The sequence below is a fragment of the Corynebacterium aurimucosum genome (assembly GCF_046895345.1).
Classification (GTDB): Bacteria; Actinomycetota; Actinomycetes; order Mycobacteriales; family Mycobacteriaceae; genus Corynebacterium; species Corynebacterium aurimucosum_G.
The window spans coordinates 2,247,038-2,272,197 of the sequence record NZ_CP160096.1 but is presented as its reverse complement, the minus strand read 5'-3'; the positions used below and the strand labels follow the sequence as shown (position 1 = coordinate 2,272,197).

Annotated in this window: 24 protein-coding genes; 15 read left to right on the top strand and 9 right to left on the bottom strand. The window is 59.5% G+C overall.

All coding sequences use genetic code 11. From position 1 onward, the window contains the following. Nucleotides 1-62: 62 nt before the first annotated feature. Both ABZS45_RS10735 and ABZS45_RS10730 read left to right on the top strand, forming a co-directional pair. Entirely contained in the window at nucleotides 63-1,427 is a 1,365-nt protein-coding gene (locus ABZS45_RS10735) for an MFS transporter (protein ID WP_412099802.1), read from the top strand. Nucleotides 1,428-1,650: 223 nt separating this feature from the next. Next, nucleotides 1,651-3,501 (top strand): FAD-binding monooxygenase, encoded by a 1,851-nt coding sequence (locus ABZS45_RS10730; RefSeq protein WP_412099801.1) that lies wholly within the window; start codon nucleotides 1,651-1,653, stop codon nucleotides 3,499-3,501. A gap of 172 nt (nucleotides 3,502-3,673) precedes the next feature. Here ABZS45_RS10730 and ABZS45_RS10725 read toward each other — a convergent pair whose 3' ends face one another. The 3 genes from ABZS45_RS10725 to ABZS45_RS10715 are packed head-to-tail and all read right to left on the bottom strand — an operon-like array spanning nucleotide 3,674 to nucleotide 6,303. After that, entirely contained in the window at nucleotides 3,674-4,462 is a 789-nt protein-coding gene (locus ABZS45_RS10725) for an ABC transporter ATP-binding protein (protein ID WP_070645196.1), read from the bottom strand. Nucleotides 4,463-4,465: 3 nt separating this feature from the next. Continuing rightward, nucleotides 4,466-5,323 (bottom strand): ABC transporter permease, encoded by an 858-nt coding sequence (locus tag ABZS45_RS10720; RefSeq protein WP_070711367.1) that lies wholly within the window; start codon nucleotides 5,321-5,323, stop codon nucleotides 4,466-4,468. Further along, nucleotides 5,320-6,303 (bottom strand): ABC transporter substrate-binding protein, encoded by a 984-nt coding sequence (locus ABZS45_RS10715; protein ID WP_070645190.1) that lies wholly within the window; start codon nucleotides 6,301-6,303, stop codon nucleotides 5,320-5,322. The genes ABZS45_RS10720 and ABZS45_RS10715 overlap by 4 nt, the downstream gene beginning before the upstream one ends. A gap of 432 nt (nucleotides 6,304-6,735) precedes the next feature. Between ABZS45_RS10715 and ABZS45_RS10710 the strand changes: the two genes are divergently transcribed. From ABZS45_RS10710 to trpA, 6 genes are read left to right on the top strand one after another with little or no spacing between them, the layout of a single operon-like run. Next, nucleotides 6,736-8,235 (top strand): anthranilate synthase component 1, encoded by a 1,500-nt coding sequence (locus ABZS45_RS10710; protein WP_216382085.1) that lies wholly within the window; start codon nucleotides 6,736-6,738, stop codon nucleotides 8,233-8,235. Further along, entirely contained in the window at nucleotides 8,232-8,876 is a 645-nt protein-coding gene (locus tag ABZS45_RS10705; RefSeq protein ID WP_070716815.1) for an anthranilate synthase component II, read from the top strand. The genes ABZS45_RS10710 and ABZS45_RS10705 overlap by 4 nt, the downstream gene beginning before the upstream one ends. Then, nucleotides 8,876-9,913: an anthranilate phosphoribosyltransferase gene (gene trpD / locus ABZS45_RS10700; RefSeq protein WP_412099800.1), complete on the top strand. Its 1,038-nt coding sequence runs from the start codon at nucleotides 8,876-8,878 to the stop codon at nucleotides 9,911-9,913. The genes ABZS45_RS10705 and trpD overlap by 1 nt, the downstream gene beginning before the upstream one ends. Next, nucleotides 9,891-11,273 (top strand): bifunctional indole-3-glycerol-phosphate synthase TrpC/phosphoribosylanthranilate isomerase TrpF, encoded by a 1,383-nt coding sequence (gene trpCF / locus ABZS45_RS10695; protein ID WP_412099799.1) that lies wholly within the window; start codon nucleotides 9,891-9,893, stop codon nucleotides 11,271-11,273. Before trpD ends, trpCF begins: the two co-directional genes overlap by 23 nt. Before the next feature lie 45 nt (nucleotides 11,274-11,318). Beyond that, on the top strand, nucleotides 11,319-12,533 hold the full coding sequence (gene trpB, locus ABZS45_RS10690) for a tryptophan synthase subunit beta (RefSeq protein WP_070444575.1): 1,215 nt from the start codon (nucleotides 11,319-11,321) through the stop codon (nucleotides 12,531-12,533). Beyond that, on the top strand, nucleotides 12,533-13,363 hold the full coding sequence (gene trpA, locus ABZS45_RS10685) for a tryptophan synthase subunit alpha (RefSeq protein WP_070444573.1): 831 nt from the start codon (nucleotides 12,533-12,535) through the stop codon (nucleotides 13,361-13,363). Before trpB ends, trpA begins: the two co-directional genes overlap by 1 nt. A 291-nt stretch (nucleotides 13,364-13,654) precedes the next feature. Here trpA and ABZS45_RS10680 read toward each other — a convergent pair whose 3' ends face one another. Then, nucleotides 13,655-14,860 (bottom strand): HNH endonuclease signature motif containing protein, encoded by a 1,206-nt coding sequence (locus tag ABZS45_RS10680; protein WP_412099798.1) that lies wholly within the window; start codon nucleotides 14,858-14,860, stop codon nucleotides 13,655-13,657. Between the two features lie 347 nt (nucleotides 14,861-15,207). Beyond that, nucleotides 15,208-16,443 (bottom strand): dicarboxylate/amino acid:cation symporter, encoded by a 1,236-nt coding sequence (locus ABZS45_RS10675; protein WP_395420202.1) that lies wholly within the window; start codon nucleotides 16,441-16,443, stop codon nucleotides 15,208-15,210. 157 nt (nucleotides 16,444-16,600) lie between these two features. Here ABZS45_RS10675 and ABZS45_RS10670 point away from each other — a divergent pair, with 157 nt between their 5' ends. The 5 genes from ABZS45_RS10670 (at nucleotide 16,601) to ABZS45_RS10650 (ending at nucleotide 19,287) form a co-directional block, all read left to right on the top strand. Continuing rightward, entirely contained in the window at nucleotides 16,601-17,065 is a 465-nt protein-coding gene (locus ABZS45_RS10670) for an SdpI family protein (protein WP_070444569.1), read from the top strand. A gap of 224 nt (nucleotides 17,066-17,289) precedes the next feature. Then, nucleotides 17,290-17,514 carry a hypothetical protein gene (locus ABZS45_RS10665; RefSeq protein WP_070711375.1) on the top strand — a complete coding sequence of 75 codons (225 nt, stop codon included), beginning with the start codon at nucleotides 17,290-17,292 and terminating at the stop codon, nucleotides 17,512-17,514. A gap of 51 nt (nucleotides 17,515-17,565) precedes the next feature. Continuing rightward, the gene (locus tag ABZS45_RS10660) at nucleotides 17,566-17,937 is read left to right on the top strand and encodes a Rieske (2Fe-2S) protein (protein WP_070645176.1); all 372 of its coding nucleotides are present in this window, start codon (nucleotides 17,566-17,568) and stop codon (nucleotides 17,935-17,937) included. Between the two features lie 75 nt (nucleotides 17,938-18,012). Continuing rightward, nucleotides 18,013-18,972 (top strand): bile acid:sodium symporter family protein, encoded by a 960-nt coding sequence (locus tag ABZS45_RS10655; RefSeq protein ID WP_412099796.1) that lies wholly within the window; start codon nucleotides 18,013-18,015, stop codon nucleotides 18,970-18,972. 6 nt (nucleotides 18,973-18,978) lie between these two features. Further along, nucleotides 18,979-19,287: a hypothetical protein gene (locus ABZS45_RS10650; RefSeq protein WP_412099795.1), complete on the top strand. Its 309-nt coding sequence runs from the start codon at nucleotides 18,979-18,981 to the stop codon at nucleotides 19,285-19,287. Here ABZS45_RS10650 and ABZS45_RS10645 read toward each other — a convergent pair. Genes ABZS45_RS10645 through ABZS45_RS10630 form a run of 4 tightly spaced genes read right to left on the bottom strand, consistent with a single transcriptional unit; the run spans nucleotide 19,284 to nucleotide 22,388 of the window. Continuing rightward, nucleotides 19,284-19,616: a branched-chain amino acid transporter permease gene (locus tag ABZS45_RS10645; protein WP_412099794.1), complete on the bottom strand. Its 333-nt coding sequence runs from the start codon at nucleotides 19,614-19,616 to the stop codon at nucleotides 19,284-19,286. The genes ABZS45_RS10650 and ABZS45_RS10645 overlap by 4 nt on opposite strands. Then, nucleotides 19,601-20,317, bottom strand: coding sequence for an AzlC family ABC transporter permease (locus tag ABZS45_RS10640; protein WP_412099793.1), 717 nt, complete (start codon nucleotides 20,315-20,317; stop codon nucleotides 19,601-19,603). Before ABZS45_RS10640 ends, ABZS45_RS10645 begins: the two co-directional genes overlap by 16 nt. Before the next feature lie 35 nt (nucleotides 20,318-20,352). After that, nucleotides 20,353-20,952: a YqgE/AlgH family protein gene (locus tag ABZS45_RS10635; RefSeq protein ID WP_412099791.1), complete on the bottom strand. Its 600-nt coding sequence runs from the start codon at nucleotides 20,950-20,952 to the stop codon at nucleotides 20,353-20,355. A 2-nt stretch (nucleotides 20,953-20,954) separates the two neighbouring features. Then, entirely contained in the window at nucleotides 20,955-22,388 is a 1,434-nt protein-coding gene (locus ABZS45_RS10630; protein WP_412099790.1) for a CCA tRNA nucleotidyltransferase, read from the bottom strand. A gap of 28 nt (nucleotides 22,389-22,416) precedes the next feature. Between ABZS45_RS10630 and ABZS45_RS10625 the strand changes: the two genes are divergently transcribed. Then, nucleotides 22,417-23,019: an NUDIX hydrolase gene (locus tag ABZS45_RS10625; protein WP_010188049.1), complete on the top strand. Its 603-nt coding sequence runs from the start codon at nucleotides 22,417-22,419 to the stop codon at nucleotides 23,017-23,019. Next, the gene (locus ABZS45_RS10620) at nucleotides 23,016-25,157 is read left to right on the top strand and encodes a hypothetical protein (RefSeq protein WP_412099788.1); all 2,142 of its coding nucleotides are present in this window, start codon (nucleotides 23,016-23,018) and stop codon (nucleotides 25,155-25,157) included. The genes ABZS45_RS10625 and ABZS45_RS10620 overlap by 4 nt, the downstream gene beginning before the upstream one ends. Nucleotides 25,158-25,160 lie beyond the last annotated feature (3 nt).

The following is a 25,160-nucleotide window of genomic DNA, read 5'->3' as shown; positions in this document are numbered from 1 at the left end:
AAGTGGTTCAACTCACACGCTTTTCCGTATATGGCACACCCCATGCCGAAAGGAATCACATCATGTCGCACACAGCTGTCACGCCGACAATTTCGACGGCCGAACGCCGCCGTGTCGTCGCCGCGACGACCATCGGTACCGCTATCGAGTGGTACGACTACTTCCTCTATGCAGCGGTGGCCGGACTCGTGTTCAACCACCTCATGTTCGGCCCGCTCGAAGGTGGGCTGGCCACCATCATCTCCTTCCTGACCGTTGGCTTGTCCTTCCTGTTCCGCCCAGTTGGCGCGTTCCTAGCAGGACACTTCGCCGACCGCTTCGGACGCCGCGTGGTCCTCATGGTCACGCTCATCGCCATGGGCGGCGCGACCACCCTGATTGGTGTTCTGCCAACCTATGAAACCGCCGGCATCTGGGCGCCGATTCTCCTCATCACCTTGCGCATCATCCAAGGCATCTCTGCTGGTGGCGAATGGGGCTCCGCGGTGCTCATGGCGGTGGAACACGCCCCGACTGACAAGCGCGGCCTTTACGGCGCAGGCCCCCAGATCGGCGTGCCCGCCGGCCTGCTGCTCTCCTCCGGCGTGCTGTCCATCATGAACACCATCGCGCCTGGCGACGCCTTCATGGCCTGGGGCTGGCGCGTTCCCTTCCTCCTCTCCTTTGCCCTCATCTTGGTGGGCTACCTCATCCGCATGGGCGTCGACGAGTCCCCAGTATTCGCGGAGATTGCGGAACGCGAAGAGGAAGAAGCCACCAACCCCATTGGCACGCTGTTTAAGAAGTTCACCCCGCTCGTCCTAGTCGCCGCCCTCGTCTTCGCTGGTAACGGCACCGTCGGATACATGACTACGGGCGGCTACATCCAGCGCTACGCCACCGACCCCGAGGGCCCCGTCGCACTCGACCGCGGTGATGTCCTCAACGCCGTGACCGTGTCTGCCTTCTCGTGGGCCTTGACCACCTTGGTCGCCGGCTTCATTTCGGATTACATCGGCCGCCGAAATACCTACCTCCTGGGATTCATCCTGCAGGGCATCGGCGCCGCCGCGCTCTTCCCCCTGGTCAACACGGGTAGCCTGGGGATGCTCTACGGTGCGCTCCTCTTCCTCACCGTCGGCCTGGGCCTGACCTACGGTGCACAGTCCGCGATGTACGCCGAGCTTTTCCCCGCATCAATTCGCGCCACCGGCGTCTCCATTACCTACGCCATCGGCTCGGTCCTCGGCGGCGCTTTCGCCCCCATGATTGCCGCTTCACTCGTGGAGGCAACCGGCACCACCTTCGCGGTATCGGGCTACCTCGTCTCCGCCTCGATTGTCGGTTTCATCTGCACCTTCATCCTGCGTGAGCGCAAGGGAATCGCTCTCGGCGCAGAGCACGAGGCCGAGCAATCTCAGGGGCACTTCATCTTTAGCCCGCGCTAGGCGACGCCCCTCCACCCATGCGCTCCCCTTTCTGCACAATCCATTGTGCGCGGGAAACGCATCATATATGATTCTCATATACGACCCAGCTCACATCCTCTTGACGCCTTGAACTGAGTCACCAACTCAACGAGCGAAGCTCACATAGAAGTGGGGGAGCAGCCGCTACCCCCATCACTCTCTTTGTTCTCGTCCACTACAACCGCTAACTAAGGAGTCCACAGTGCAGTTCCACCACAACGGCTACGTTTCGGAAGATCCCCGCGTGCACGAGCCCGCAGGTTTCGGCATCGATCGCGCCTCTGAGCTTCCCGATGAAATGGACGTTCTCATTGTGGGCTCCGGGCCAGCCGGCATGATCGCCGCAGCGCAGCTGGCCATGTTCCCGGACGTCAATACGCGGATCATCGAGCGTCGCCCACACCGCCTCGAGCTAGGCCAGGCCGATGGAATCCAGTCCCGTTCCGTGGAGACCTTCCAGGCCTTCGGCTTTGCCAAGGAAATTACAGAAGAGGCCTACGAGATCACGGAGATGTCTTTCTGGAACCCGGATCCGCAGGATCGGTCCAAGATTGTCCGTGGCGCTCGTCCAGTCGATGATGAGCAGGGCATCTCTGAATTCCCTCACCTCATTGTTAACCAGGCCCGCGTGCTGGACTACTTCGCCCGTTATGCGCACCGCGCCCCGGGCCGCATCACCCCAGACTACGGCTGGAATTTCGTTTCCCTTGAGGTAGGGGAGGGCGAGTACCCGGTGACGGTGCACCTCGAGGACGTCGACGGCAACCCGCGCGACGTACGCGCCAAGTACGTCGTCGGTTGTGATGGCGCTAAGTCGCGCGTCCGCAAGTCCATCGGTCGCTCGCTCAAGGGTGACCAGGCTAACCACGCATGGGGTGTCATGGACGTTGTCGTTGACACCGACTTCCCGGACTGGCGCACTAAGTGCGCCATCCACTCCCAGGCCGGTTCTATCCTCCACATCCCGCGCGAGGGCGGCTACCTTTGCCGCGTGTACGTTGACCTTGGCGTGGTGCCAGAAGATGACAACCACAAGGTTCGCAACACCCCGATTGAAAAGATCATCGAGAAGGCGAACGAAATCTACGCCCCCTATTTCGTTAACGTCAAAATGGTGGCGTGGCATTCCGTCTACGAAGTGGGCCACCGCCTCGTCGATGCCTTCGACGATAACGACGACGATCCGCGCGTCTTCCTTACCGGCGACGCCTGCCACACCCACTCAGCCAAGGCTGGCCAAGGCATGAACGTTTCGATGCAAGACGGCTTCAACATTGGCTGGAAGCTCGGCCACGTCCTCGACGGCCGCGCGCCGAAGGAGCTCCTGGCCACCTACCACGGCGAGCGCCAACCAGCCGCGCAGAACCTCATCAACTTCGACCGCGAATGGTCCACCCTCATGGCTACCCCGACCGAAGAACTCGATGATCCGGAGGCAGTGGAGAAGTACTACGTCGCCGCCGAGGAGTTCGCCGCCGGCATGATGACTCAATACGAAGAGAACCTGATCGTGGGCTCCACCCAGCACCAGGATCTCGCCACCGGCTTCCCAGTGGGCAAGCGCTTTAAGTCCTTTGAGGTCCTTCGCCGCTGCGATGCTTACCCTCAGCACCTGGGCCACCAGCACACCGCCGATGGCCGCTACCGCATCTACGCCTTTGCCGATGCCCCCAAGGCCGGCGAGAGCTCCACTCTGAGCGAGTGGGCCGAGAAGCTCGGCCCCATCCTCGCCAAGTTCACCCCTGAGGGCGCCGATGAGAACACCTACTTCGACGTGAAGGCCATCTACCAGCAGACCAACCATCACGACTATGAGATTCTTGACGCCCCACTGTTGTTCCGCCCGCGCAACGGCAAGTTCAACATTCCGAATTGGGAGAATGTCTTCAACGCTCTCCCTGGCGACAAGGACATCTTCGATGCCCGTGGAATTTCCCGCGACGGAGCGGTGGTCATCGTTCGCCCGGACCAGTATGTAGGCGCTGTTCTCCCTCTCGATGACCCATCAGCAGTCGAGGACTACTTCTCTTCCGCGCTCATCAAGCTCAAGTAAGCTCCACTCAAGTTCAACTAGCTTTACGCTTAGAGGGCCCAGCATTGTGCTGGGCCCTCTTTTTATGTCACCGCCAAGCCTTCACAAAGATGCTGGACCCACGAACAGAAAGAAACCTAGATACTGCCAAACACAGCACCTAGGTTTCACGTGAAACAACCACGGAGGAACGCTACTGCAAAAGGGTCCTATCGGACGTCGCTCCCTTAATCTTCGCAAACTCCGCCATGAGATCCTCCACCGTGAGCTTCGCCTTCTGCTCAGCGTCGGCGGAGTAAATGATCTCTCCCTCATGCATCATGATGAGGCGGTTTCCCACCTGCAGCGCCTGTGCCATATTGTGCGTCACCATCAGCGTGGTGAGCTGACCTTGTTCCACGATGCGCTTCGTCAAAGTGGTCACCAGCTCCGCGCGTTGCGGGTCGAGAGCAGCCGTGTGCTCATCAAGAAGCATCACCTTCGGGTTGGTAAAGCCGGCCATGAGCAACGACAGCGCCTGGCGTTGACCACCGGAGAGCAAGCCCACCTTCGTCCCAAGGCGCTCCTCCAAGCCCAGCTCGAGCGACTCTAGCTGATCCACAAAGACAGCCCGGCGCGCGGAATTGAGCCCCAGACCGAGTCCGCGCTTCTTGCCGCGCAGATAAGCGAGCGAGAGATTCTCCTCAATCGTCAGGTTCGGCGCTGTACCTGCCATAGGATCCTGAAAGACGCGCCCGACCTTCCTCGCACGCTTGTGCTCCGGCTGGCTGGTCACATCCTTGTTGTCGATCGAGATTTTCCCAGAATCCGGGGTGAGCCGGCCCGCAATCGAGTTCAGAAGAGTTGACTTTCCCGCACCGTTTGAACCGATAACCGTGACGAAGTCACCGGAGGCAAGCTCCAGGGAGACGTCGCGAAGCGCACGGCGTTCGTTGACTGTCCCCGGAAAGAAGGTCTTTGAGATCTTGTCTATGTTGAGCATGATTTAGGCCTTCCTTTTGCCGCGTACCCGCGTCATGCGAGGCACCAGGAGAGCAACAATAACCAGCAGCGCCGTGATGAGCTTCATGTCATTCGGGTTGAGGCCCACCTGGAGGGCGGCGAAAATAATGAGCCGGTAAATTACGGAGCCCAAGGCCACGGCCACCACGGCCAGCCACAGGCGCGACTGGGGGAGTACCGCCTGGCCCAGGATGACGGAAGCCAGACCAACCAGAATGAGTCCGATGCCCATCGAAATATCGGCGAAACCCTGGTACTGCGCGATGAGCGCACCGCACAGACCCACCAGGCCGTTGGACAGGGCCAAGGTCAGGATTTTGGTGAAATCGGTGGACACGCCAAAGGACGTGATCATCTGCTGATTGTCACCCGTCGCGCGCAACGAGAGTCCCAAGTCCGTGGACAGGAACCACACAATGAGCAAGCAGAGCAGCACCGAACCCACCGCAAGCAGACCCACTCCTGCCCAGGTTCCCATTACCGCGTCCAGAGGAGTAAATACCGAATCTTGCGAGAGCAACGGCACATTGGCGCTTCCCATGATGCGAAGGTTGATGGACCACAGGCCGATCATCGTGAGGATGCCAGCGAGCAGCCCGTCAATGCGGCCCTTCGTATGTAGAAGTCCTGTGATGCAACCCGCCACAAATCCCGTGGCGAAGCCAGCCAACGAGGCCACAAAGGGGTTGACCCCATTCGTAATGAGTACGCCTGCAGTGGCAGCGCCGGTAGTGAAGGAGCCGTCAACTGTCAGATCCGGGAAATCAAGCACACGGAACGTCAGGTAGACGCCCACGGCCATCACCGCATAAATGAGGCCTAGCTCGAGTGCACCAATCACAGCGTCTCAGCCTTATCGAGAATCTCCTTCGGCACCTCGACGCCCTGTGCCTTCACGGCATCCTCGTTAATGACGTAGGTGTACTCAGAGGCAGTTTCTACCGGGGTCTCGGCTGGGTCCTCGCCGTCCTGGAGGATGCGCAGCGCCATTTCACCGGTCTGGCGGCCCAGCTCCTTGTAGTCGATACCAATGGTGGCTGCAGCACCACCTTCGACGGCACCGGAGTCCGCAGCAATGACCGGGATGGTCTTGTCATTCGCCACCTTAATGAGCGAAGAGATACCAGAGACGACCATGTTGTCGGTCGGAATGTAGATGGCATCGACATCACCCAGTGCCTCCACGGCCTGGGGGATTTCCGTCACGGAGGTCACCGTCTGCGACTTCACTTCAATACCCTTCGGCTTGGCTGCTTCCGTCAGCTGCTCTACCTGCACCTTGGAATTCACCTCAGCGGAAGAGTAGACGACGCCCACAGATGTGGCGTCCGGCACCAGCTGGCTAATGAGCTCTACCTGCTCCTCGATGGGGGCGGCATCAGAAGTACCCGTGACGTTCTTGCCCGGCTTATCCAGCGCCTCCACGAGCTCCGCCTCGACGGGGTCCGTCACCGCGGTGAACAGAAGCGGCTTGTCCTTGATGGACTTGCTCATTGCCTGACCGGCTGGGGTAGCGATGGCTAGGTAGAGATCGTGGTTGGCGTTCGCCATCTGCTGGGAGATGGACACCGCGGTGCCTTGCTCGCCATTGGCGTTCTGAACATCCCAATCCACGTCCACGCCCGCCTCCTCGAAGGCTTCTTGGAAGCCTTCTGCGGCGGCGTCGAGGGAGGGGTGCTGAACCAGCTGATTAATTCCGATGGTGTAGGAATCTCCGCCTCCGGAATCCCCGCTGGCGCTTTCCGACGACGAGGAGCAGCCCACGAGGGCAACAGTGCTCAGAGCGATAGCTGAGAGAGCAGCAGCAGTTTTAGAGAACATAGTGGTCCTTTTCTACTCAAGAGTGACAGTAGTGACCGTTATTTAATCCTCTTTTCACCCTTTTAAGCAGCAGTTTTATGAATATTTTTCCCGCGCGGGGGTACTATTAGTCCTACAAAAGCTATAGGCCTACAGTTTTAGAGTGTTACATCACACCCTCTAGCTGCATGTTTCCTATATCACTTGCAGTTCCTTGGCCCCGTACCACCATGAGGCCACGGGGGTACCCGAATGACCTTTATCTGTACGGCAGAAGGTATCGGTGTTAGAGTCAATGATGTGAAGAACACATTTAACCTTTGGTGGTGGCGCGCGTAACCCGCGGGCCTCGTTCTTCTCCCATATTTAAGGCCCGCAGCTGCGGGCTTTTCGGCGTTTTGCTCTCTTGCGAAGCTCGCGGCAGCACTCACTATCGTTAAAGAAAGACACAGGATGCCGTATACAGCCCAACGCGAGGTCAGGTACATACCGGACGCCAGCGCGCTCTTTTATGCCCTCGCCACGCCGCAGGATTCCCTGCTCTTAGAATCCGCGGACATTGAATCCAAGAAGAACCTCACGTGCATTGCGATCACCAAGGCAGCGCTCAAGGTCGTATGCCGCGGCCAGGAAGTCACCGCAACGGCCTTAACACCAGCCGGGCACCTACTCTTAGATGAGCTTCGTCAGGACTTCCGCTCCAGGATGAGCCAGAACGGTGAGGGCAGCGCCACCTTTAGCTTCGAGCTCTCAACCGAGCACGATGAGCGCGCCCGCCTCCGCGCCACCTCAACCGCGGATATCCTTCGCACGCTGCAGTTTAGCCAGCTCTATTCCGGCGAGTCGCTGCCTTTCCTTGGTGGGGGATTCGCCTTCGACTATGTCGATACCTTCGAGGCACTGCCGCCGGTTCCTGATGGCCCTAACGAATACCCCGACTATGAATTTCTGGTAGCCGAGCACGTCCTCACGGTGGACCACCTGACGGAGACCGCGAAAATAGAGGGATGGGGCGTCGACAAGCACGCGCTCGAAGAAGAGCTGGACCGGGCCGTTGTCACCGTACCTATTACTCCAGAAGCCCCGGCACCGCGCGAGACCATTCGCGCACGCGCTTCCATTGATGACGCCGCTTTCCGCCGCCACGTCGAGCGCCTCCAAGACAACGTACATGCAGGCGATATCTATCAGGTCGTGCCCTCCCGCGCGTTCAGCCTCGACTGCCCGGATGCCTTTACTGCCTACCGCACGCTGCGAGAGACCAACCCCTCGCCGTATATGTTCTACCTGCGCGGTACCGAGCACGAGCTTTTCGGCGCTTCCCCCGAATCCAACCTGAAGTACACGGCCGCTGACCGGCAGGTGCAGCTCTACCCGGTCGCCGGCACCCGCCCGCGTGGTGCGACCCACGAGCTGGACATCCGCAACGAACTCGAGATGCGCACCGACTCCAAAGAGGTCTCGGAGCACATCATGCTGGTTGACTTAGCGCGCAATGACCTTGCCCGCGTCGCCGTCCCCGGCACCAGAAAGGTCGCCGACCTGCTCCAAGTGGACCGCTATTCCCGCGTGATGCACTTGGTCTCCCGCGTCGTCGCGACGCTGCACGAGGATTTCGACGCCCTCGACGCCTACCGAGCCTGCATGAACATGGGAACGCTGACCGGCGCACCGAAGCTGCGTGCCATGGAACTCATCCGTGAGACCGAAGGCACTCGCCGCGGATCCTTCGGGGGTGCTATCGGATACCTGCGCGGCGATGGATCCATGGACAACTGCATTGTCATCCGTTCCGCCTACGTCAAAGACGGCACGGCCGTTGTCCAGGCCGGCGCCGGAGTCGTGCGCGATTCCATCCCGCAATCCGAGGCCGACGAAACGGTCCACAAGGCCTACGCGGTGCTCAGTGCCATCGCCCAGGCACACAACGCTTCCCTGGAGGTCATCCGATGAACCCACACGTCGTCCTCATTGATAACCACGATTCCTTCGTCTACAACCTCGTCGACGCGCTCGCCGGCTACAACACCACCGTTTTCCGCAACACCGTACCGGTGGAGGAGGTCCTTGCCGCCCAGCCCGACATCATCATCCTTTCGCCCGGCCCCGGTCATCCCCGCGACGCCGGATCGATGATGCAGCTTGTCGACGCCTCCCTCGGCCGCATCCCCATCCTTGGCATCTGCCTGGGCTTCCAGGCGCTGCTCGAGCATTGCGGCGGCAGGGTTGAAGCCTGCGGTCCGGTGCACGGTTCCTCTGTTCCCATGACGCTGACCGACGCTGGCGCGAAGCACCCGCTCTTCCAAGGGCTCACTACTGATTCCGAGCCAGATAACCCGAACTACGTGGGCCGCCTGGTCCCCGTTGCGCGCTACCACTCCTTAGGCTGTGCGAACATTCCCGCCCAGATGCGCAGCCTCGCGGAGACCGAAACCAATATCGGCCCTGTCACCATGGCGGCGGAAACTCTCGACGGTATGGCCCTCGGCCTGCAGTTCCACCCAGAGTCTGTCCTCACGCCGACGGGACCCATCGTCATCGAACGCTGTATCAAACAACTTTCCTCTCTCCCCACTATGGAAGGAGCCAAGTAATGACTAATAACCACGCCCTCAAGACACTGCAGGAATTCCTCGACATTTCACATCCAACGCTCGAGCAAGCTATCGAGGTCTTTACCCCACTGACAGTAGGGGAGTACGACGACATTCATATCGCCGCTCTCCTTACCCACATCCGTACTCGCGGCGAAACCTTCGCCGATGTCGCCGGCGCGGCGCGCGCCTTCCTCAATGCCGGGCGTCCCTTCCCAGTCACCGGAAAGGGGCTCATGGACACCGCAGGGACCGGTGGCGATGGCGCTAACACCATCAACGTCACCACCGGCGCATCTCTCGTCGCCTCCGCCGGCGGGGTCAAGATGGTCAAGCACGGCAACCGTTCCGCATCTTCCAAGTCGGGTTCCGCCGACGTCCTTGAGGCCCTCGGCATCCCGCTCGACCTCGATCCGGACCGCGCGGTCCGCCAACTCGAAGCCTCGAATTTCACGTTCCTCTTCGCTCCTGCGTATAACCCGGCAGTTGCTCACGTGCAACCGGTACGCAAGGGACTCGGAATTTCAACCCTCTTCAACACCATGGGTCCGCTGCTCAGCCCGGGCCGCCCAGAGTTCCAGATCATGGGCATCGCCAATCCCGAGCAGGGCCAGCTCATCGCTGAAGTATTCAAGGATCTTGGCCGCACGCGCGCGCTCGTCGTCCACGGCGCGGGTACCGATGAGATTGCCGTCCACGGCACCACCCAGGTCTGGGAGCTTCGCGACGGCTCCATTAGCCACTACGAGCTCACCCCGGAGGACCTCGGCATCTCCCGCCACGAGCTCTCCGACCTCGCCGGCGGCAACGGTGAAGAAAACGCAAGGGCCCTCCGGGCGGTCTTCGCCGGTACCGGCAAGCCCGCCCACCACGACGCGATCGCCGCCACCGCCGGCACAATGTTCTATCTCAATGGCACTACCGATTCCATCCACGAGGGCGTCGCGCATGCCGACCAACTCATTAAGGATGGAACCGTCGCCGCATGGCTGAAGAAGCACGAGGAGGCGAACTATGGCTCTGCCGACCGTGCTTGAAGGGATCGTCGCCAAGCGCCGCACGCATCTGCCCGCAATCCGTGAGCGCCTGGCACACGTTGATTTAGCTGCTCTCCCGCGCTCAGAACGTTCCTTCTACGATGCACTCAACGGCACTAACCGTTTCATCATGGAGTGCAAGTCCGCCTCGCCATCACTGGGGCTCATTCGGGAACACTATGAACCTGGGGCCATCGCTCGCGTGTATTCGCGCTACGCCTCAGCCATTTCGGTGCTGTGCGAACCGGATCGTTTTGGTGGCGACTACGACCATCTGCAGACTGTGGCGCTATCCACGCACCTGCCTGTCTTGTGCAAGGACTTCATCGTTGACCCCATTCAGGTCTACGCTGCGCGCTATTTTGGCGCCGACGCCATTTTGCTCATGATGTCGATCGTCGATGACGACACCTACGCGGAACTCAAGCAGCTGGCAGATTCCCTTGGGCTCGATGTCCTCACCGAGGCGATCACCGAAGAGGAGGTCGCTCGCGCCACTGCCTTTGGCATCGACGTGATCGGAATTAACAACCGCAACCTCCACGATCTCAGCATCGATCTCACTCGCTCCGAGCGCCTCTCGCACCACGTCCCGTCTGGCAAGGTCATCGTCTCGGAGTCCGGCATCCGCGACAACCAGACGGTTCGCCGCCTGGGTTCTCACGCCAATGCCTTCCTCGTTGGCTCCCAGCTCACCGGCACGCCCGATATCGACCGGGCCGCCCGTGAGCTGGTCTATGGCCAGAACAAGGTCTGCGGCCTCACGACATGGTCAGCGGCTCAGGCCGCCCGTGCCGCCGGTGCCGTCTACGGGGGATTCGTCTTCGAGGAGGCCTCCCCGCGCAATGTTTCACGTGAAACCGCGCTCGATATCATCGCCCACGAACCCGACCTCAGCTATGTCGCGGTCTCACGCCGCACTACCGGTTGGGAGGAGTTGGCCATCGATGGCATCTCCGCCTTGCAGATCCACGCGCCTTACCAGGGGAGCACAGAGGCCGAGCTCGAATTCATTGAGTCCGTCCGCGCAGTAGCGGGGGAGCGCCAGGTGTGGCGCGCCATCGACATGACCGCACCACACGGCTCGGCCCTCGCCGCTGCGCTTGCCGACGCCGTCGACCTCCTCATTCTCGACTCGGGCGCCGGCGGCACCGGTACCTCCTTCGACTGGACAACTGTCCCGGACGAGGTCAAAGCAAAGTCACTTCTTGCTGGGGGCCTGAATCCAGAGAACCTCACCCAGGCGCTTCGCGTCGGCACCGCCGGATTGGACATCAATTCAGGGGTCGAAGTGAACGGTCGAAAAGACAGTGCACTCATCGCTCAGGCCTTCCATATAATTCGTCACTTTACGTATTAATCCCCAACCCGAGCCCTAGCAACAGCCCGAGACAAAAGGACTATCATGACCAACGATCAGGACACCAGGGAGACCATTCTTCCCGCCTACTTCGGTGAGTTTGGCGGACAATTTGTTCCCGAATCACTCATCCCAGCACTCGACCAGCTCGAGCACGCCTTCGTCGACGCCCAGAATGACCCGGCCTTCCGCAAGGAACTTGCCGGCTACCTACGGGACTACCTGGGCCGCCCCACGCCGCTCACCGAAGCGACCAAACTTGGCGGAAAGGCACGCATCTTCCTCAAGCGTGAGGACCTCGTCCACGGCGGTGCACACAAGACCAACCAGGTCATCGGCCAGGCGCTCCTAGCCAAGCGGATGGGAAAGACGCGCATCATTGCCGAAACCGGCGCGGGCCAACATGGCACCGCGACCGCTCTCGCCTGCGCTCTGCTCGACCTCGACTGTGTGATCTACATGGGTGCCAAGGACGTCGAGCGGCAGCAACCCAACGTCTACCGCATGGAACTCATGGGCGCCAAGGTGATTCCCGTGGATTCCGGCTCCGGAACCCTCAAGGATGCAGTCAACGAAGCTCTCCGCGACTGGACCGCCACCTTCCACGAATCCCATTACCTCCTCGGCACCGCAGCGGGACCGCATCCCTTCCCAACGATCGTCCGCGAGTTCCACAAAGTGATTTCCGAAGAGGCCAAGGCCCAGATGATCGAGCGCACCGGCGGGCTGCCAGATCTCGTCGTCGCGTGCGTCGGTGGCGGTTCCAACGCCATCGGCATGTTCGCGGACTTCATCGACGAGGAATCCGTCGAGCTCGTGGGCGCCGAGCCCGGGGGAGAGGGCCTCGATTCCGGGCACCATGGCGCCACCATCAATAACGGCACCATCGGCATCCTCCACGGCGCCCGCTCCTATCTCATGCGCAACGCTGACGGCCAGGTGGAGGAATCCTATTCCATCTCTGCTGGCCTCGACTACCCGGGCGTTGGTCCACAGCACGCGCACCTGGCGCAGACCGGCCGAGCCACATATGTCGGCATCACCGACGCCGAGGCCCTCGAAGCTTTTCAGCTCCTCAGCCGCCGCGAAGGCATCATCCCCGCCCTCGAATCCTCGCACGCCCTGGCCTATGCGTTGAAACGCAAAGATGAAGACATCACCATTCTCGTTTCTCTTTCCGGGCGCGGTGACAAGGACATCGATCACGTCCGCCGCACGCTCGACGCGCACCCCGAATTCAAGATCACGGAGGACAAATAATGAGCCGCTACGAGAAACTCTTCTCCAGTCTCGCCGCCCGCAATGAAGGGGCTTTTGTCCCTTTCATCATGCTGAGCGATCCCGACCCAGAAACCGCCCTCACCATCGTTCGCGCGGCCGTCGCCGGTGGTGCTGACGCGCTCGAACTCGGCGTTCCCTTCTCAGATCCGGTCGCCGACGGTCCCACGATCCAGGCCTCACACATCCGCGCCCTCGCAGGCGGCGCGACGGTAGATTCTGCCATCGAGCAAATCCGCACAATTCGAAGCGAGTTCCCAGACCTGCCCATCGGCATGCTCATCTACGGCAACGTCCCCTTCACTCGGGGGCTAGAAACCTTCTATGCCGAGTTCCAAGAGGCCGGCGCCGATAGCATTTTGCTTCCCGACGTCCCCGTTCGCGAAGGCGCCCCCTTCGTCGACGCAGCCGACCGAGCAGGAATCGATCCCATCTTCATCGCACCCGCACAAGCCTCCGGGAAGACCCTCGAGGGCGTAGCGAAGTACTCCAAAGGCTACATCTACGCGATCTCGCGCGACGGCGTCACCGGCACCGAGAAGGAATCGGAGACGCGCGGGCTCGATGAAGTAGTGAGCAACGTGAAGCGTTTTGGTGGGGCACCGATTCTCCTCGGCTTCGGAATTTCGACTCCCCAACACGTCGCGGACGCTATCGACGCCGGTGCAGCCGGCGCGATTACAGGATCCGCGTTAACAAAGATCGTTGACGCACACCTTGACGAAGATAATCGACCCACCGAGATGCTCGCTGCTGCAGTTACCGACTTTGTCTCGAAGATGAAAGCTGCCACTAAGCCCACCGAGCCCTAGTCAGGCCTCATCTGCACTTTGCCGGGTAGCGTTTCGGGCAACGATAGCTAAAAGTGAGATGTCTAGCGACCTAGAGCAGTCCGCCTCTCGACGGCCTCTTTCATCACGCTGCGCGCCACCGCGCACCCCGATGGAAGGGGCCGTTTCACGTGAAACCGTGCCCTAACCGAGTGCACAGGCAGTGAGCCTATCGGTGCCGAAATAAGCGACGGCCAATAAACCTCAGTCCACTTTCCCCATATGACTCCTTAATTCTCTGTGAGCTTCTCGATGCTTTCGCAGGCTAAGTGCTTAGAAGGGGATATCGTCGTACCCATTCGAGTAGCGTTCCGCAGGGTCCGTCTTGTCGAATATTTCGACCATCTCTCCGCCGTCCATCTCAACTTTCAAAGCTTGCGCCTCTTCGTGCATCTTGCGACGGTGCGCAACCACATCTTCCGCAATGGTCCGGGCCCACACCTTCGAGGCTGGTGCCAACGGGCCGGTTGCCTCAGTTACGGCCCAAGTTCCGTCCTCGTACAACCACACAACGTCACCAGTAACCGGGTCCAGGATGTAGAACGCCCGTCCATCTGTTTTCATGTTGTGGTGATGCTGGCAAAGAGCAACCAAGTTTGATGCATGCGTTGGGCCGCCATCGGAATAGTTAATCCGGTGGTCCAGCTGACATGTCCATGCCGGACGATTACATCCGGGCGCACGACAGGTACCATCGCGCCCCTCGACATACTTTCGGGTAAATTCAGAAGGCTGATAGCCATCGCACGGTCCTGGAGCTTCACTAAAGTCACGCGTCACTGTTTTCGACGCTGGAACCCCCTCGCCGGTCCACCCATGTCCCTGAACGTAGACTGGAGCCCCCTCCACGTCAGTAGCTTTGTATTCATGTACGACGACCTTTCCCGCCTCAGGCTGAATTTTGCCCGTAATGAGTAGAATCAAGGCATCCGCCATTGAAACGTCATGCTCTTTGGCGGCAAGCTTAATAGTCTCGTGGATTACGACGCCGACCTTGCTGTCCACCTCAAGCTCAATCGACGCACGCTCTCCCCGAGTAAGAAGCGAGTAGCGATTCTTTTTCCGCTTGTCCCGGAACTCGATTGAATCATCCAAGACTTTGGCGATGTCTCGCACTTTTCGCCGAATCTTTTCAGCACTGGGGAAGACCTGGTTCGGTTTAGTCGGCGTTAGCCACGCCGAAAGTTGACTGTCAATTTCGGCGACCACCGATGAGAGAGGGTTCCCGAGTTTTGCCATTACCTGATCGATAGCGACCAGGGCTTGCATATCGAGCAAGAACTCAGCATCTTGCAGAACCTTTACTTTCGGCAACTCACTGAGACGGATTAATCCCATGACATTCCGCGCCACATGCGCAGGAGACTTTCCTGCCTTTTGCCGTATACGCAAAAAGGCAGTATCTGAATCGGCATCGAGCGGCGGTTGGACACTAGACCAAAACTCGTACTCTATTCTCCGCATGAGTTGGCCCGCCATGCATTCTGGATCGTGCGGGTTTGAGTGAGAAAAGTACGCAGTAGGTACTGACGTTGAAGAGTTTGTTGTGGTTCCCACGGGTAGCTGCACCCCTAAAGTAGCCGAACAATTACGTTCCCCACTCCCACCTATAGAATACATGTTCTATAGGTTTCCCGCAAGAGTTGCTTTATTTTTTCACCGAGGCCTTTGATGGCAAAGTGCGCAATCAGTAGACCACGAAGTTTTCGCCAAAATAAACAAAATCCCCCTCCCAGAGCCAGAGTCCGAGTTAGCGATCTAGACGTATAGACCAGGGATGGAAAGCAGGCTAGGGAGGGGGAAACATCCAGCGTTTCACGTGAAACTTATGCCGTTGCGGGCTCCTCGTCGGCAGCCGCAGCGTCTGACTCAGCCTCTAGGCCGTCAATCTTGTCCCGCGCGAAACGATCGACGATCATCGCAATGGCGCCATCACCAGTAACGTTTGCTGCAGTACCAACGGAGTCAATTGCAATATAGGCGGCAATCATCAATGCCACCATCGAATCATCAAAGCCCATATTGGCTTGCAACAACCCGACCGCGACCATAACGGCACCACCCGGAACGCCGGGGGCGGCGATCATCATGATGCCAAGCAACAGAATGAAGCCTAGGGCCTTACCCAAATCAGCCTCCATACCCTCAGCCATGAACACAATCGCGAATGCATACAGCGTCAACTTGATCATCGACCCGGAAAGGTGAATCGTCGCGCAAAGAGGAATAACAAAGCCCGCAACAGGCTTAGAAATGCCATTCTTCAAAGTCGCATCCAAGGAAACCGGGATCGTCGCCGCCGAAGAAGAGGTACCCAGCGCGGTGAAGTAGGCCGGTGCCATGTTCTTCAGTGCGCTGAATGGATTCTTACCTGCAATGGCACCTGCAATGACGTACTGGAGCACAAGGTAAACCAAGGTCATAACGACTGCAAGCAGAAGAACCTTCGTGAAGGCGACCAACACCGTTCCGATATTCCCGTTCATACCTAGGGAAAGGAACATGCCAAAGATGTAGAACGGCAGAAGTGGGATAACGAAGCCCCAGATCACCTTGATGACAACATTCTCGAATTCCTTAGTGATCGCGTATAGGTTGTCAGATTTCACGGTGGTCATGGCCACGCCGATACAGAAGGACAGCAATAGAGCTGTCATCACCTCAAAAGGTGCAGGCATTTCGACGGTGAAGTAGGGTTCGAGAGCACCGGCATCAATGTCGGCGACATCCGTATTAAGCGTTTGTCCACCCAGCAAAGTGGGGTAGAGGGCCTGGGTCAGGCCATAAGCGACAAGGCCCGCCACAATAGTTGAGCCATAAGCGATGCCTGCAGTAATACCCAGCCACTTACCGGCGCCCCGTCCAAGGCCTGCAATTGCAGGGGCAACAAGGGCGAGAATAAGGACGGGGATGAAGAAGCCAAGGAAGTTTGAAAACAGGCCGTTGTATGTGGCGAAGGCCCTTCCGAACCACTCCGGGGCAAACTGGCTAACGATGATGCCCAAAACTATCGCGACGATAATCTTGAACAACAGAGAGTTGAGAACACTCTTGAATGTCATGATTGAGTCTTTTCTATGGTTGCTACCATGTCGGTTTTCTCGCTCGATGATAAGTACATTAATATCTACCAAGCGACACGAAATGTATATTACAGCAGGATGCGAATAATTTGAACCGGCTTTCTCGCCAGCTAGGAAGCCGGATAGACTAAGAGGCATGCTCGTAGTCGGAATCATTTTCCTCATCTTGGCCGCGGTACTTATTGTCGTCGGTGGCCTTGCCACGCTCCGCAAGCTTCCTGGAAATAGCGTCGTTGGCTTACGTCTCGCGGAAATCCGCACATCTAGAGAAGCCTGGGATAATGCCCATGCTGTCGCGGGCCCGTTCTGGTTCTTGGGCGGCGTCGCTTTAGTATTCGGTGGCATCATCGCATTGCGCGCGGAGGGATGGATGTGGCTTATCCCCGCGCTCACCTTCGTCGTGGCAATCCTCGCGCTATCCATCGGTTCAAACATGGGTGCCCGTGCCTCGTACCTGTGGAACCAGGCGCACAAAGGGGACGAAGGCTGCGGTGATTCCTGCAATTGCGGCGATGGCGGGTGCGGGGGAGAAGCGCCGACTGTCGACGTCTCCGCGGCCCGCGCAGCTGCGGCACGCGCCGATAACGTGGACAAGAATTAGCACCTACTTTAAAGCACAGTGGCGTAATCAATCGGTACAAATAACCACCACACGATTTTCGTCACATTCAAATAAATACGTTGCTCCGCCATCCATGGAATCCCACCACCATTGGCGGAGCCCTTTTCTTTATCCTGTGCCAACACTGAGAAGTGTGCACCAACACCATGGGAGAGCGAAGCGGTGCCGTGACAAGACACGATCTTCGGCGCACCATGGATCCCATGAACAAAGTTACAAACATCCGCACGTTTCGAATCATCGCTGCCGCCGCGCTCAGCCTCAGCATTCTAGGGGCAGGGGCTACTTATGCGCTTTCTAGCGATAACCGCACCGGGCACACCATAGCCGGAACAATCTATAGCGATGTCGGCACAAACTACGGTGCCTATGATTTCAGCGGCAGTAGGGAAGACGAGCTCCCCGTGTGGGATGGCAAACTCAGCTAGCTGCCCACCATCCTCCAGAACACACTCCATCAATCAGATAGAGTAATCAGCATGACTACATGTTCACGCCGTCTCTTCCTGCTTGGTACCGCCACCACTTTTGCCGGGGCTTACCTCGCCGCTTGCGGCAAGGAGCCTTCCGCAGAGATCGCTGCGACAGAAATTCCCGTCGGCTCAGCCATCATTGTGGACAAGGTGATTTTCGCTCAACCCACTGAAGGGGAGTTCAAGGCATACTCCCAGACCTGCCCACACCAGGGCTCCCTCATTACGAAGATTGAGGGCATGACTGCCACCTGCACTAGCCACTACTCCAGCTTTGACCTCAGCAGTGGTGAAGTTACCGGCGGGCCCAGTCCCAAACCGCTTACAGAGTACGGCGTAGAAAACAACGGTGGAACAATCAAAAACGTCTCCGCCTAGAGGCTATCCCCGGGGACGCAGGGGCTTGAAAAGATGTTTCACGTGAAACCGTGAGGGGCGTCTAGACTCGCTTCTATGATTGAGCGCCTTAAAAGACTCGACCCCCTCATCGTCCTCATCCTCTGCGCAGTCGTGATCGCAATTGTTCTTCCTGCGCGCGGAGGTTTTGCAGACGGCTTCGATGTCCTGACTAACATCGCGATCGCCCTTCTCTTCTTTCTCTACGGCGCTCGACTCTCAACGCGCGAAGCCATCAACGGAATCAAACACTGGAAGCTCCATCTCACCATTCTGGTGTTTACCTTCGTGGTCTACCCAATCATCGGCCTCGCGCTCCGCCCACTCACCGCGTTCATTCCTACCGATCTTTACTTAGGAATCCTCTACCTCACGCTCGTACCGTCCACGGTGCAATCCTCGGTTGCGTTTACGTCAATCGCCCGGGGAAATGTTCCCGGATCTATCGTTTCAGCGTCTGCATCAAACCTCGCTGGAGTTCTGCTTACTCCATTGCTGGTCATGGCACTCATGGGCGCCGGAGACGGCATCCATATCGATAGCTCGGTTTTCCTTGAGATTTCTGTCCTTTTGCTCCTGCCTTTCGTGCTCGGCCAGCTCACCAGAAAGTGGGTAGGAGAACTCGCAGCGAGCAAGGCCACGAAAGTGGTGGACCGTGGCTCCATTGCCATGGTGGTGTATGCGGCCTTCTCGAAAGGAATGGTCGACGGGATCTGGGCGTCGATTAGCATATGGCAAATTCTTTTTCAGATTGTGTTCTCCTCCGCGTTCGTTTTCTTCATGCTGTGGTTGACCAAGGTCGTGAGTAAAAAGTTGGGATTCAGCAGGGAAGACATCATCGCTATCCAATTCTGTGGTTCGAAGAAATCCCTGGCCACAGGCCTTCCCATGGCCTCGGTTATTTTTGCCTCCGGTGGTACCTCCTTGGGACTGCTCATCCTCCCGCTTATGATCTACCACCAGGTGCAGTTGATGATCTGTGCGTCTATGGCGGCTCGCTATGCGCGGGTAGAGTGAGAGCACATGAAAAAGCTTTATGTTCGCACCACCATGACTGTCCCGGAGGTCGGCACTGCCATTCACATCGCGGAGCTGGAGGAGATCAACGGCGAGGCGTGCTCCATGCTGCGCATGATTGCCCTCGCGCCGAATGACGCCATCGTCGGCGCTGCGACGCCAACCGCCTCGGTGGGTGATGCCAATATCCCACAGAGCGTGGTCCCACACCCCGATACCTACGACAAGTACCCCGACATCGACGCCGAGCTTATCGACGCCTTCCAGTTCCACTCCCTGTGGACCGAGGCCATCGCCCTGTACGGGGACTTCTAAAGCACCAGGTTCACCAACACCATGTACACGGCCGTGCCCCCGAAGATGGACAAGCCCGAGTTCCGGCGCCACAGGTGCAATACGGCGGTAACCACTGCGCCGACGAAGGGAGCGATAAGGCTCCCCGTCTCCTGGATCTGACTAAACAAGGTATAGGCCACAAGAACCGTCATCACACCCACGGGCATGGTGAATCCCAACATGCTGATGAACTGGCTTCCTCTAAGCGCTTTGACGAACCCGAAGGGCAACCAACGCAAGAGAACGGTCACTATTCCCACAGGGATCAGAACAGCGAAGATGCTGCCCAGAGTCACTCCGTCTGGCATGTCGTCTCCCTCCGCAGAATCAGCGCATTGTCGATACGCGGGGAGAAGTAGCGCACCACCAAGAGCACAAAATAGGCACTCAGCGCCACCATGAGCAGCTGACCGGGAAATACAAAGCCCGCGAGGATTCCCAAGGCCGCCGCTGACAGGGGGAGGGAGTAATCCTTGTTGTTCTGAAAAGAATCAATGGCAAGCACGATAAACAGGGCAACAAGGGCAAATTCCAAGCCCTTCACCGAAGGAGGAATGGCCTGGCCTGCCACCGCGCCGATGATACCGGAGCCGACCCACAACACTTGGCAGTACAGTTGCACCGCGAAGACGAAGGTGCCGCTTGGCTTCTCGTTGCGGGGAAAAGCGGAGAGGACGGCATAGGATTCGTCGGTAAGCGCGTACGTGGAATAGACGCGGCCGAGGCGACTCGAAATCTGATCGCGCGGGAAGGTCAAACCATAAAAGATATGCCGGAAGTTGACCATGAAACCCGTCAGCGCGGCTACGGCGGGCGTCACGCCGCCGGTCACCATGGAAATCGCGAGGAATTCCATCGAGCCAGCGTAAATAATGATGGAAAAGATAGGGGTCCACCACCAGTCAAAACCGGTCTGGACCATGAGCACGCCGAAGGCGAGGCCCAACGGCACCACCCCGACGGCGATGGGCATGCAGGTCCGTATTGCCGTGATGATCTCCGCACGCATGGCAGAGATGTTAGCGCAGAGGCAAACGAAGAGCGCTAATTATCTTCATCGATATAGCGCGGGAAAGTTGCAAACAGCGGAAGGGGCATGGCCTGCCGGCGCATGACATCCGACCACGTATCTGTAGAACCCGAGGAGACTACATCCTGGGGCAGGGCAGGGGCCACATACCAGTCGCCGCGAGCAATTTCTTCCTCGAGCTCGCCCGGTCCCCACTCGACATGACCGGCGAAAAGACGCATTCCCTCCACCAGTTCGGTGACGGCATCGGGGCCCACGCGCAGATCGACGAGAGCCACTCGCGGGGCAAGGCGGCTCAGCGAGGGTTGCTTCTCAATGGTCACGCCCTGCTTGGTTAGCGCCACGCCGATGGCCGCCTGCTGGTCGTGCGGTCCGCCGATGTAGAGGGCCTGCGGCTTAGCAACCACAGGTAACCACTCCGGCATGACATTGAAAACGGCGACTTCGGAGCGCTTAGTAAGGTCCACGCCATAGGTACGCCCGGCATGCTGCTCGGTGATAAGGATAACGGAGCGATTGTAATGGGGCGCGAGGACGTCGGGAGCCGCCACAAGGAGCTGGCCAGGGGCAGGATCATTGCGCTCGAGGGCGTTGAAAAGTCTGTCTGCGTACATCCCTATCTAGAATTCCACCACTCGCGCAGCTTCGCAATAGCAACCTCGCGCTCCAGCGGGCCTTCCTCGAGGCGCAGCTCCTTGAGATAAGACCAGGCCTTGCCTACTTCAGGACCAGGTTCAAGGCCGAGGATCTCCATGATCTCATTGCCGTCGAGGTCGGGACGTACGCGAGCGAGATCCTCCTTGGCGGCGATATCCGCGATGCGCTCTTCCAGCTGATCGTAGGTGCGCTGAAGGCGGCGGGCCTTGCGCTCATTGCGGGTGGTGCAGTCTGCGCGCACGAGTTTGTGCAGTCGCGGGAGTAGATCACCGGCATCGGTGACATAGCGGCGCACAGCAGAATCTGTCCACTGGCCATCACCAAAACCGTGGAAGCGCATATGCAGGTAGACCAGCTGTCCGATGTCTTCGGTTGTGGCCTTGGGGAACTTCAGCTTGCGCAGGCGCTTGCGCGTTAGCTTCGCGCCCACCACTTCGTGGTGATGGAAGCTAACCTTGCCATCGGTGGTATCGCGGGTATCCGGCTTGCCGATGTCATGAAGCAGTGCCGCCCACCGCAGAATCAGGTCGGGACCGTCCTCCTCTTGCTCCATAGCCTGGCGCAGCACGGTCAGCGAATGCGCGTACACGTCCTTGTGCTGCGCGTGCTCGTCGGGGGCCATGCGCAACGCCGGGATCTCCGGAAAAACATAATCCGCAATACCGGAGTCAACGAGCAGGTCAATGCCCTTCCACGGCGCGACACCGCACATGAGCTTATTGAGCTCCACTTGCACGCGCTCCACAGTGATGCGCTGGATTTCAGCAGCCATGTCGGCCATGGCATCGCGCACGCGCTGGGCGACGTCAAACTCCAACTGTGCCGCAAACCGCGCAGCACGAAGCATGCGCAGGGGATCATCATGGAAAGAAATCTCCGGCGCATCCGGGGTATCGAGGATGCGGTTCGCTAGGTCCTCGAGTCCGCCCATCGGATCGTGGAATTCACGGGTGCCGTCCGGGCGCAGCTCGATGGCCATGGCGTTGACCTTGAAATCGCGGCGCACGAGATCGCCCTCGAGGGTATCGCCGTACATGACCTCGGGGTTGCGGGACTGCCCGTCATAACTATCGGAACGGAAGGTCGTGATCTCAATCTGCTGGCCCTTATAAGCCGCCGAGACCGTACCGAAGTCAATGCCGGTATCCCACACGGTCTCCGCCCACTCTTCGAGAATGGAATAGACCACGTCGGGCCGAGCCGGAGTGGTGAAGTCGAGATCGTTGCCCAAACGGCCAAGTAGGGCATCGCGGACGGAGCCGCCGACGAGGTAGAGGGGGGCGTCGTGAAGCGCAAAGCGCTCCACCAGGCCGCTTAAGAGGCCACTGAGCCGGCTGACGGTAGCGTCCGCGCGGGCAAGAACGCCGATTAGCTGAGTGTCCTGAAAATTCACGGATCGAAGTCTACTACGATTAGCAGGGATGACTAAGAACACGCCAGGGTCCAAACGCCGCCGCCGGCGGGGCGCGGGCCACCGGAACCACCGCACGGGACGCCCCCAGCGCACGTCCACCAACCGCATGACCACGCGGGATGAGACCTCCGCAGGCGGACTCGTCGTGTCCGGATTGGCGGAGGCCGTCGACGAAGACGGCAACGTGGACCTGTCCCAGATCTATGTGGCGCTCATCGGCAGGCTGGACCGTCGCGGGCGCCTGCTGTGGTCCATGCCCAAGGGCCATGTGGAAAATGGCGAGGCCAAGGAACTCACCGCTGAGCGCGAGGTCTGGGAAGAAACGGGAATCCACGGCAAGGTCTTCGCGGACCTCGGCATGATTGATTATTGGTTCGTCTCCGACGGCGTACGCATTCACAAGACCGTGCACCACCATTTGCTGCGTTTTGTGGACGGCATCATGAATGACGAAGACCCGGAGGTCACGGAGGTGTCCTGGATCCCGGTCTCCGAGCTCATCGAACACTTGGCCTATGCGGACGAGCGCAAGCTGGCTCGCATTGCCCACGACCTCCTCCCGGATCTCGCGCGAAAGGAAGCTGCCGCAGGAAAGGCGACCCCACGGTGAGGTGGCGCGCAGCGGCGGCCATCGCGGCGCTGGCGGTGGGCTGCGCCGTCCCCGTGGCCCAGGCACAAACTCCCGACACTGGGATTACTGACTCCCACTATTGGCTCGGCTCCCGCGGTCCCGACGAGCTGGAGCTCAGCCTGCTTAGCGCAACGGAGGCGCGGGTAGGGGAGACGCTTAAAGTCCAGCTGCGGATCCATAACCCAACCGAGAGCGCCGTTGATGATTTGCAGATAACCTCCCGGCGCAGCACTGCCGTGAGCTCCACCACGGAGGCCCGTCAGGAGCTCGCTGCGGGATCCTTTCCTTATTATGGGGCGACACTCGGCGCAGGAAGGCTTGAACCGGGGGAGAGCCGCGAACTGACCGTGGAGGTTCCCACCGCGTTAGGAGATGACTCCACGCTGGCCATCACGGAACCTGGCGCCTACCCGCTCCTGTTCACGCTCACCGGCACCCGCGACGGCCAGGCGGCCAGTTTCGCGGAGGAGCGGACAATCCTGGATTTCCAAGGAGAAGAATCGGCTCCCGAAGACGAGAGCGAGCATTCCTTTTCGCTGGTTTATCCTGTCACCGCCGAGGTAGACGTGGTGCCGGGGGATACCGGTGGCGAGGAGCTCATCTTAGAAAGCGAGCAGCTGGCGGAACAGCTCTCCCCGGGCGGGCGGCTCGACCAACTGCTCGATGCCTACCTGCAGCATGATCTGCACGGTTCCGGCTGCATGGCTTTGGACCCCGCGCTTGTCGACGCCGCCGACCGCATGTCCGCCGGTTACACCGTCAACGAGACGCGCCCCTCTACCGCCAAACACGCCACTCGCCTGCGTGATTCCTGGTTTAACAGCGCCGATTCCGATCGCGGCACGCCCGGCGCGGGTTCCCGGGATGCCGCCGCGTGGCTGGAGAAGCTCAAACAGGTCGACTGCCGCATGCTCATGCCGTGGGCTAACGCAGACACCGATGCCGTAGCCAAAGTGGGCAATGAGTGGCTCACCCACGAGGCCGTAGAGCAAGGCACAGACACCATCGAGCGCATCCTCGGCGCCCCGCTCAGCACGCAGCTCACCGCGCCGGCCTCTGGGACGAGCGAGCATGCGATGCCCGTTCCGCTGTTGGTGGCGGATAATTCCGAGTGGGCAGGCAAGGCCGCCACCTTTGATGCCTCCCTCGGCGCACTCTTGGCCCAAACCGGATCGAAGCCGCAGACCACCGGGTACTCCAACCCGGAGCTGCGCTACGACTTCTCGATCGATTCGGAACAGGCGAGGGCGCTGACGGCGGGGGCGTCGATAAGCGTGGCGTCTGCACAAGAGGAGACCGTGGCCAAACTGCCGAATTACCAGGACCCTGCCGCCGCACGTGCGGTGATGGAAGCAGCGCAGCGGCTCCTCGATTCTGGGCGCCTCGAACCCCGCCCCGTTACCGCGCTAGAGGTGGAGGAGGGCAGTGGGAGTCCCGGCAGCCCCTACCCGGACCCTTCAGCCTTTCACGACGCCGAAATCACACAGGTAACACAGCAGGCACGCTATACCGACGAGTTGATGTCCATCATGGTCAACGACCCTGGTATCGCCATGACGCGCTACGACTTCACAGCACCTCTGCGCCACGATCTGCTCACGGCGCTCAGCGCGACCGGCCGCTCCAGCCTGCACGGCTTTCCGACTTCGGTGAAGCAAAGCCGCTCCCGCCTAGAGAAGAACGCGGATATGCTTCGCGAGCTGCGCGCCTCCGTATCCCTCATCCCACCGGGCAACGTGTATACCCGCGTCTCAGAGTCATCGCCGCTGCTCATCGTGGCGGAAAACGGCCTGCCGCTGCCTGTCGACGCCCACCTGGCTTATGACGCCCCCGACGGCGCCACGTTGAACACGCAGAACATAATTCACATCCCGGCCAAGGGATCCATTACCGTGTCCATGACCGCTGACCTGCCCAGCAACGCTGACCAGACGTCGCTGCGCCTGTGGCTTGCAACACCATCTGAGCACCTGATTTCGGATCCAATCGACATCACGGTGCAGACGCGTGCCGGTATCGTTAGCGTCTATGGAGTCGGCGCGATCGCCGCGCTCGCCCTCGTCCTAGCTGCCCTGTTCCGTCTGGGTAAGCGGAAGAAAAAGAAGTCTCACGGATAGTTT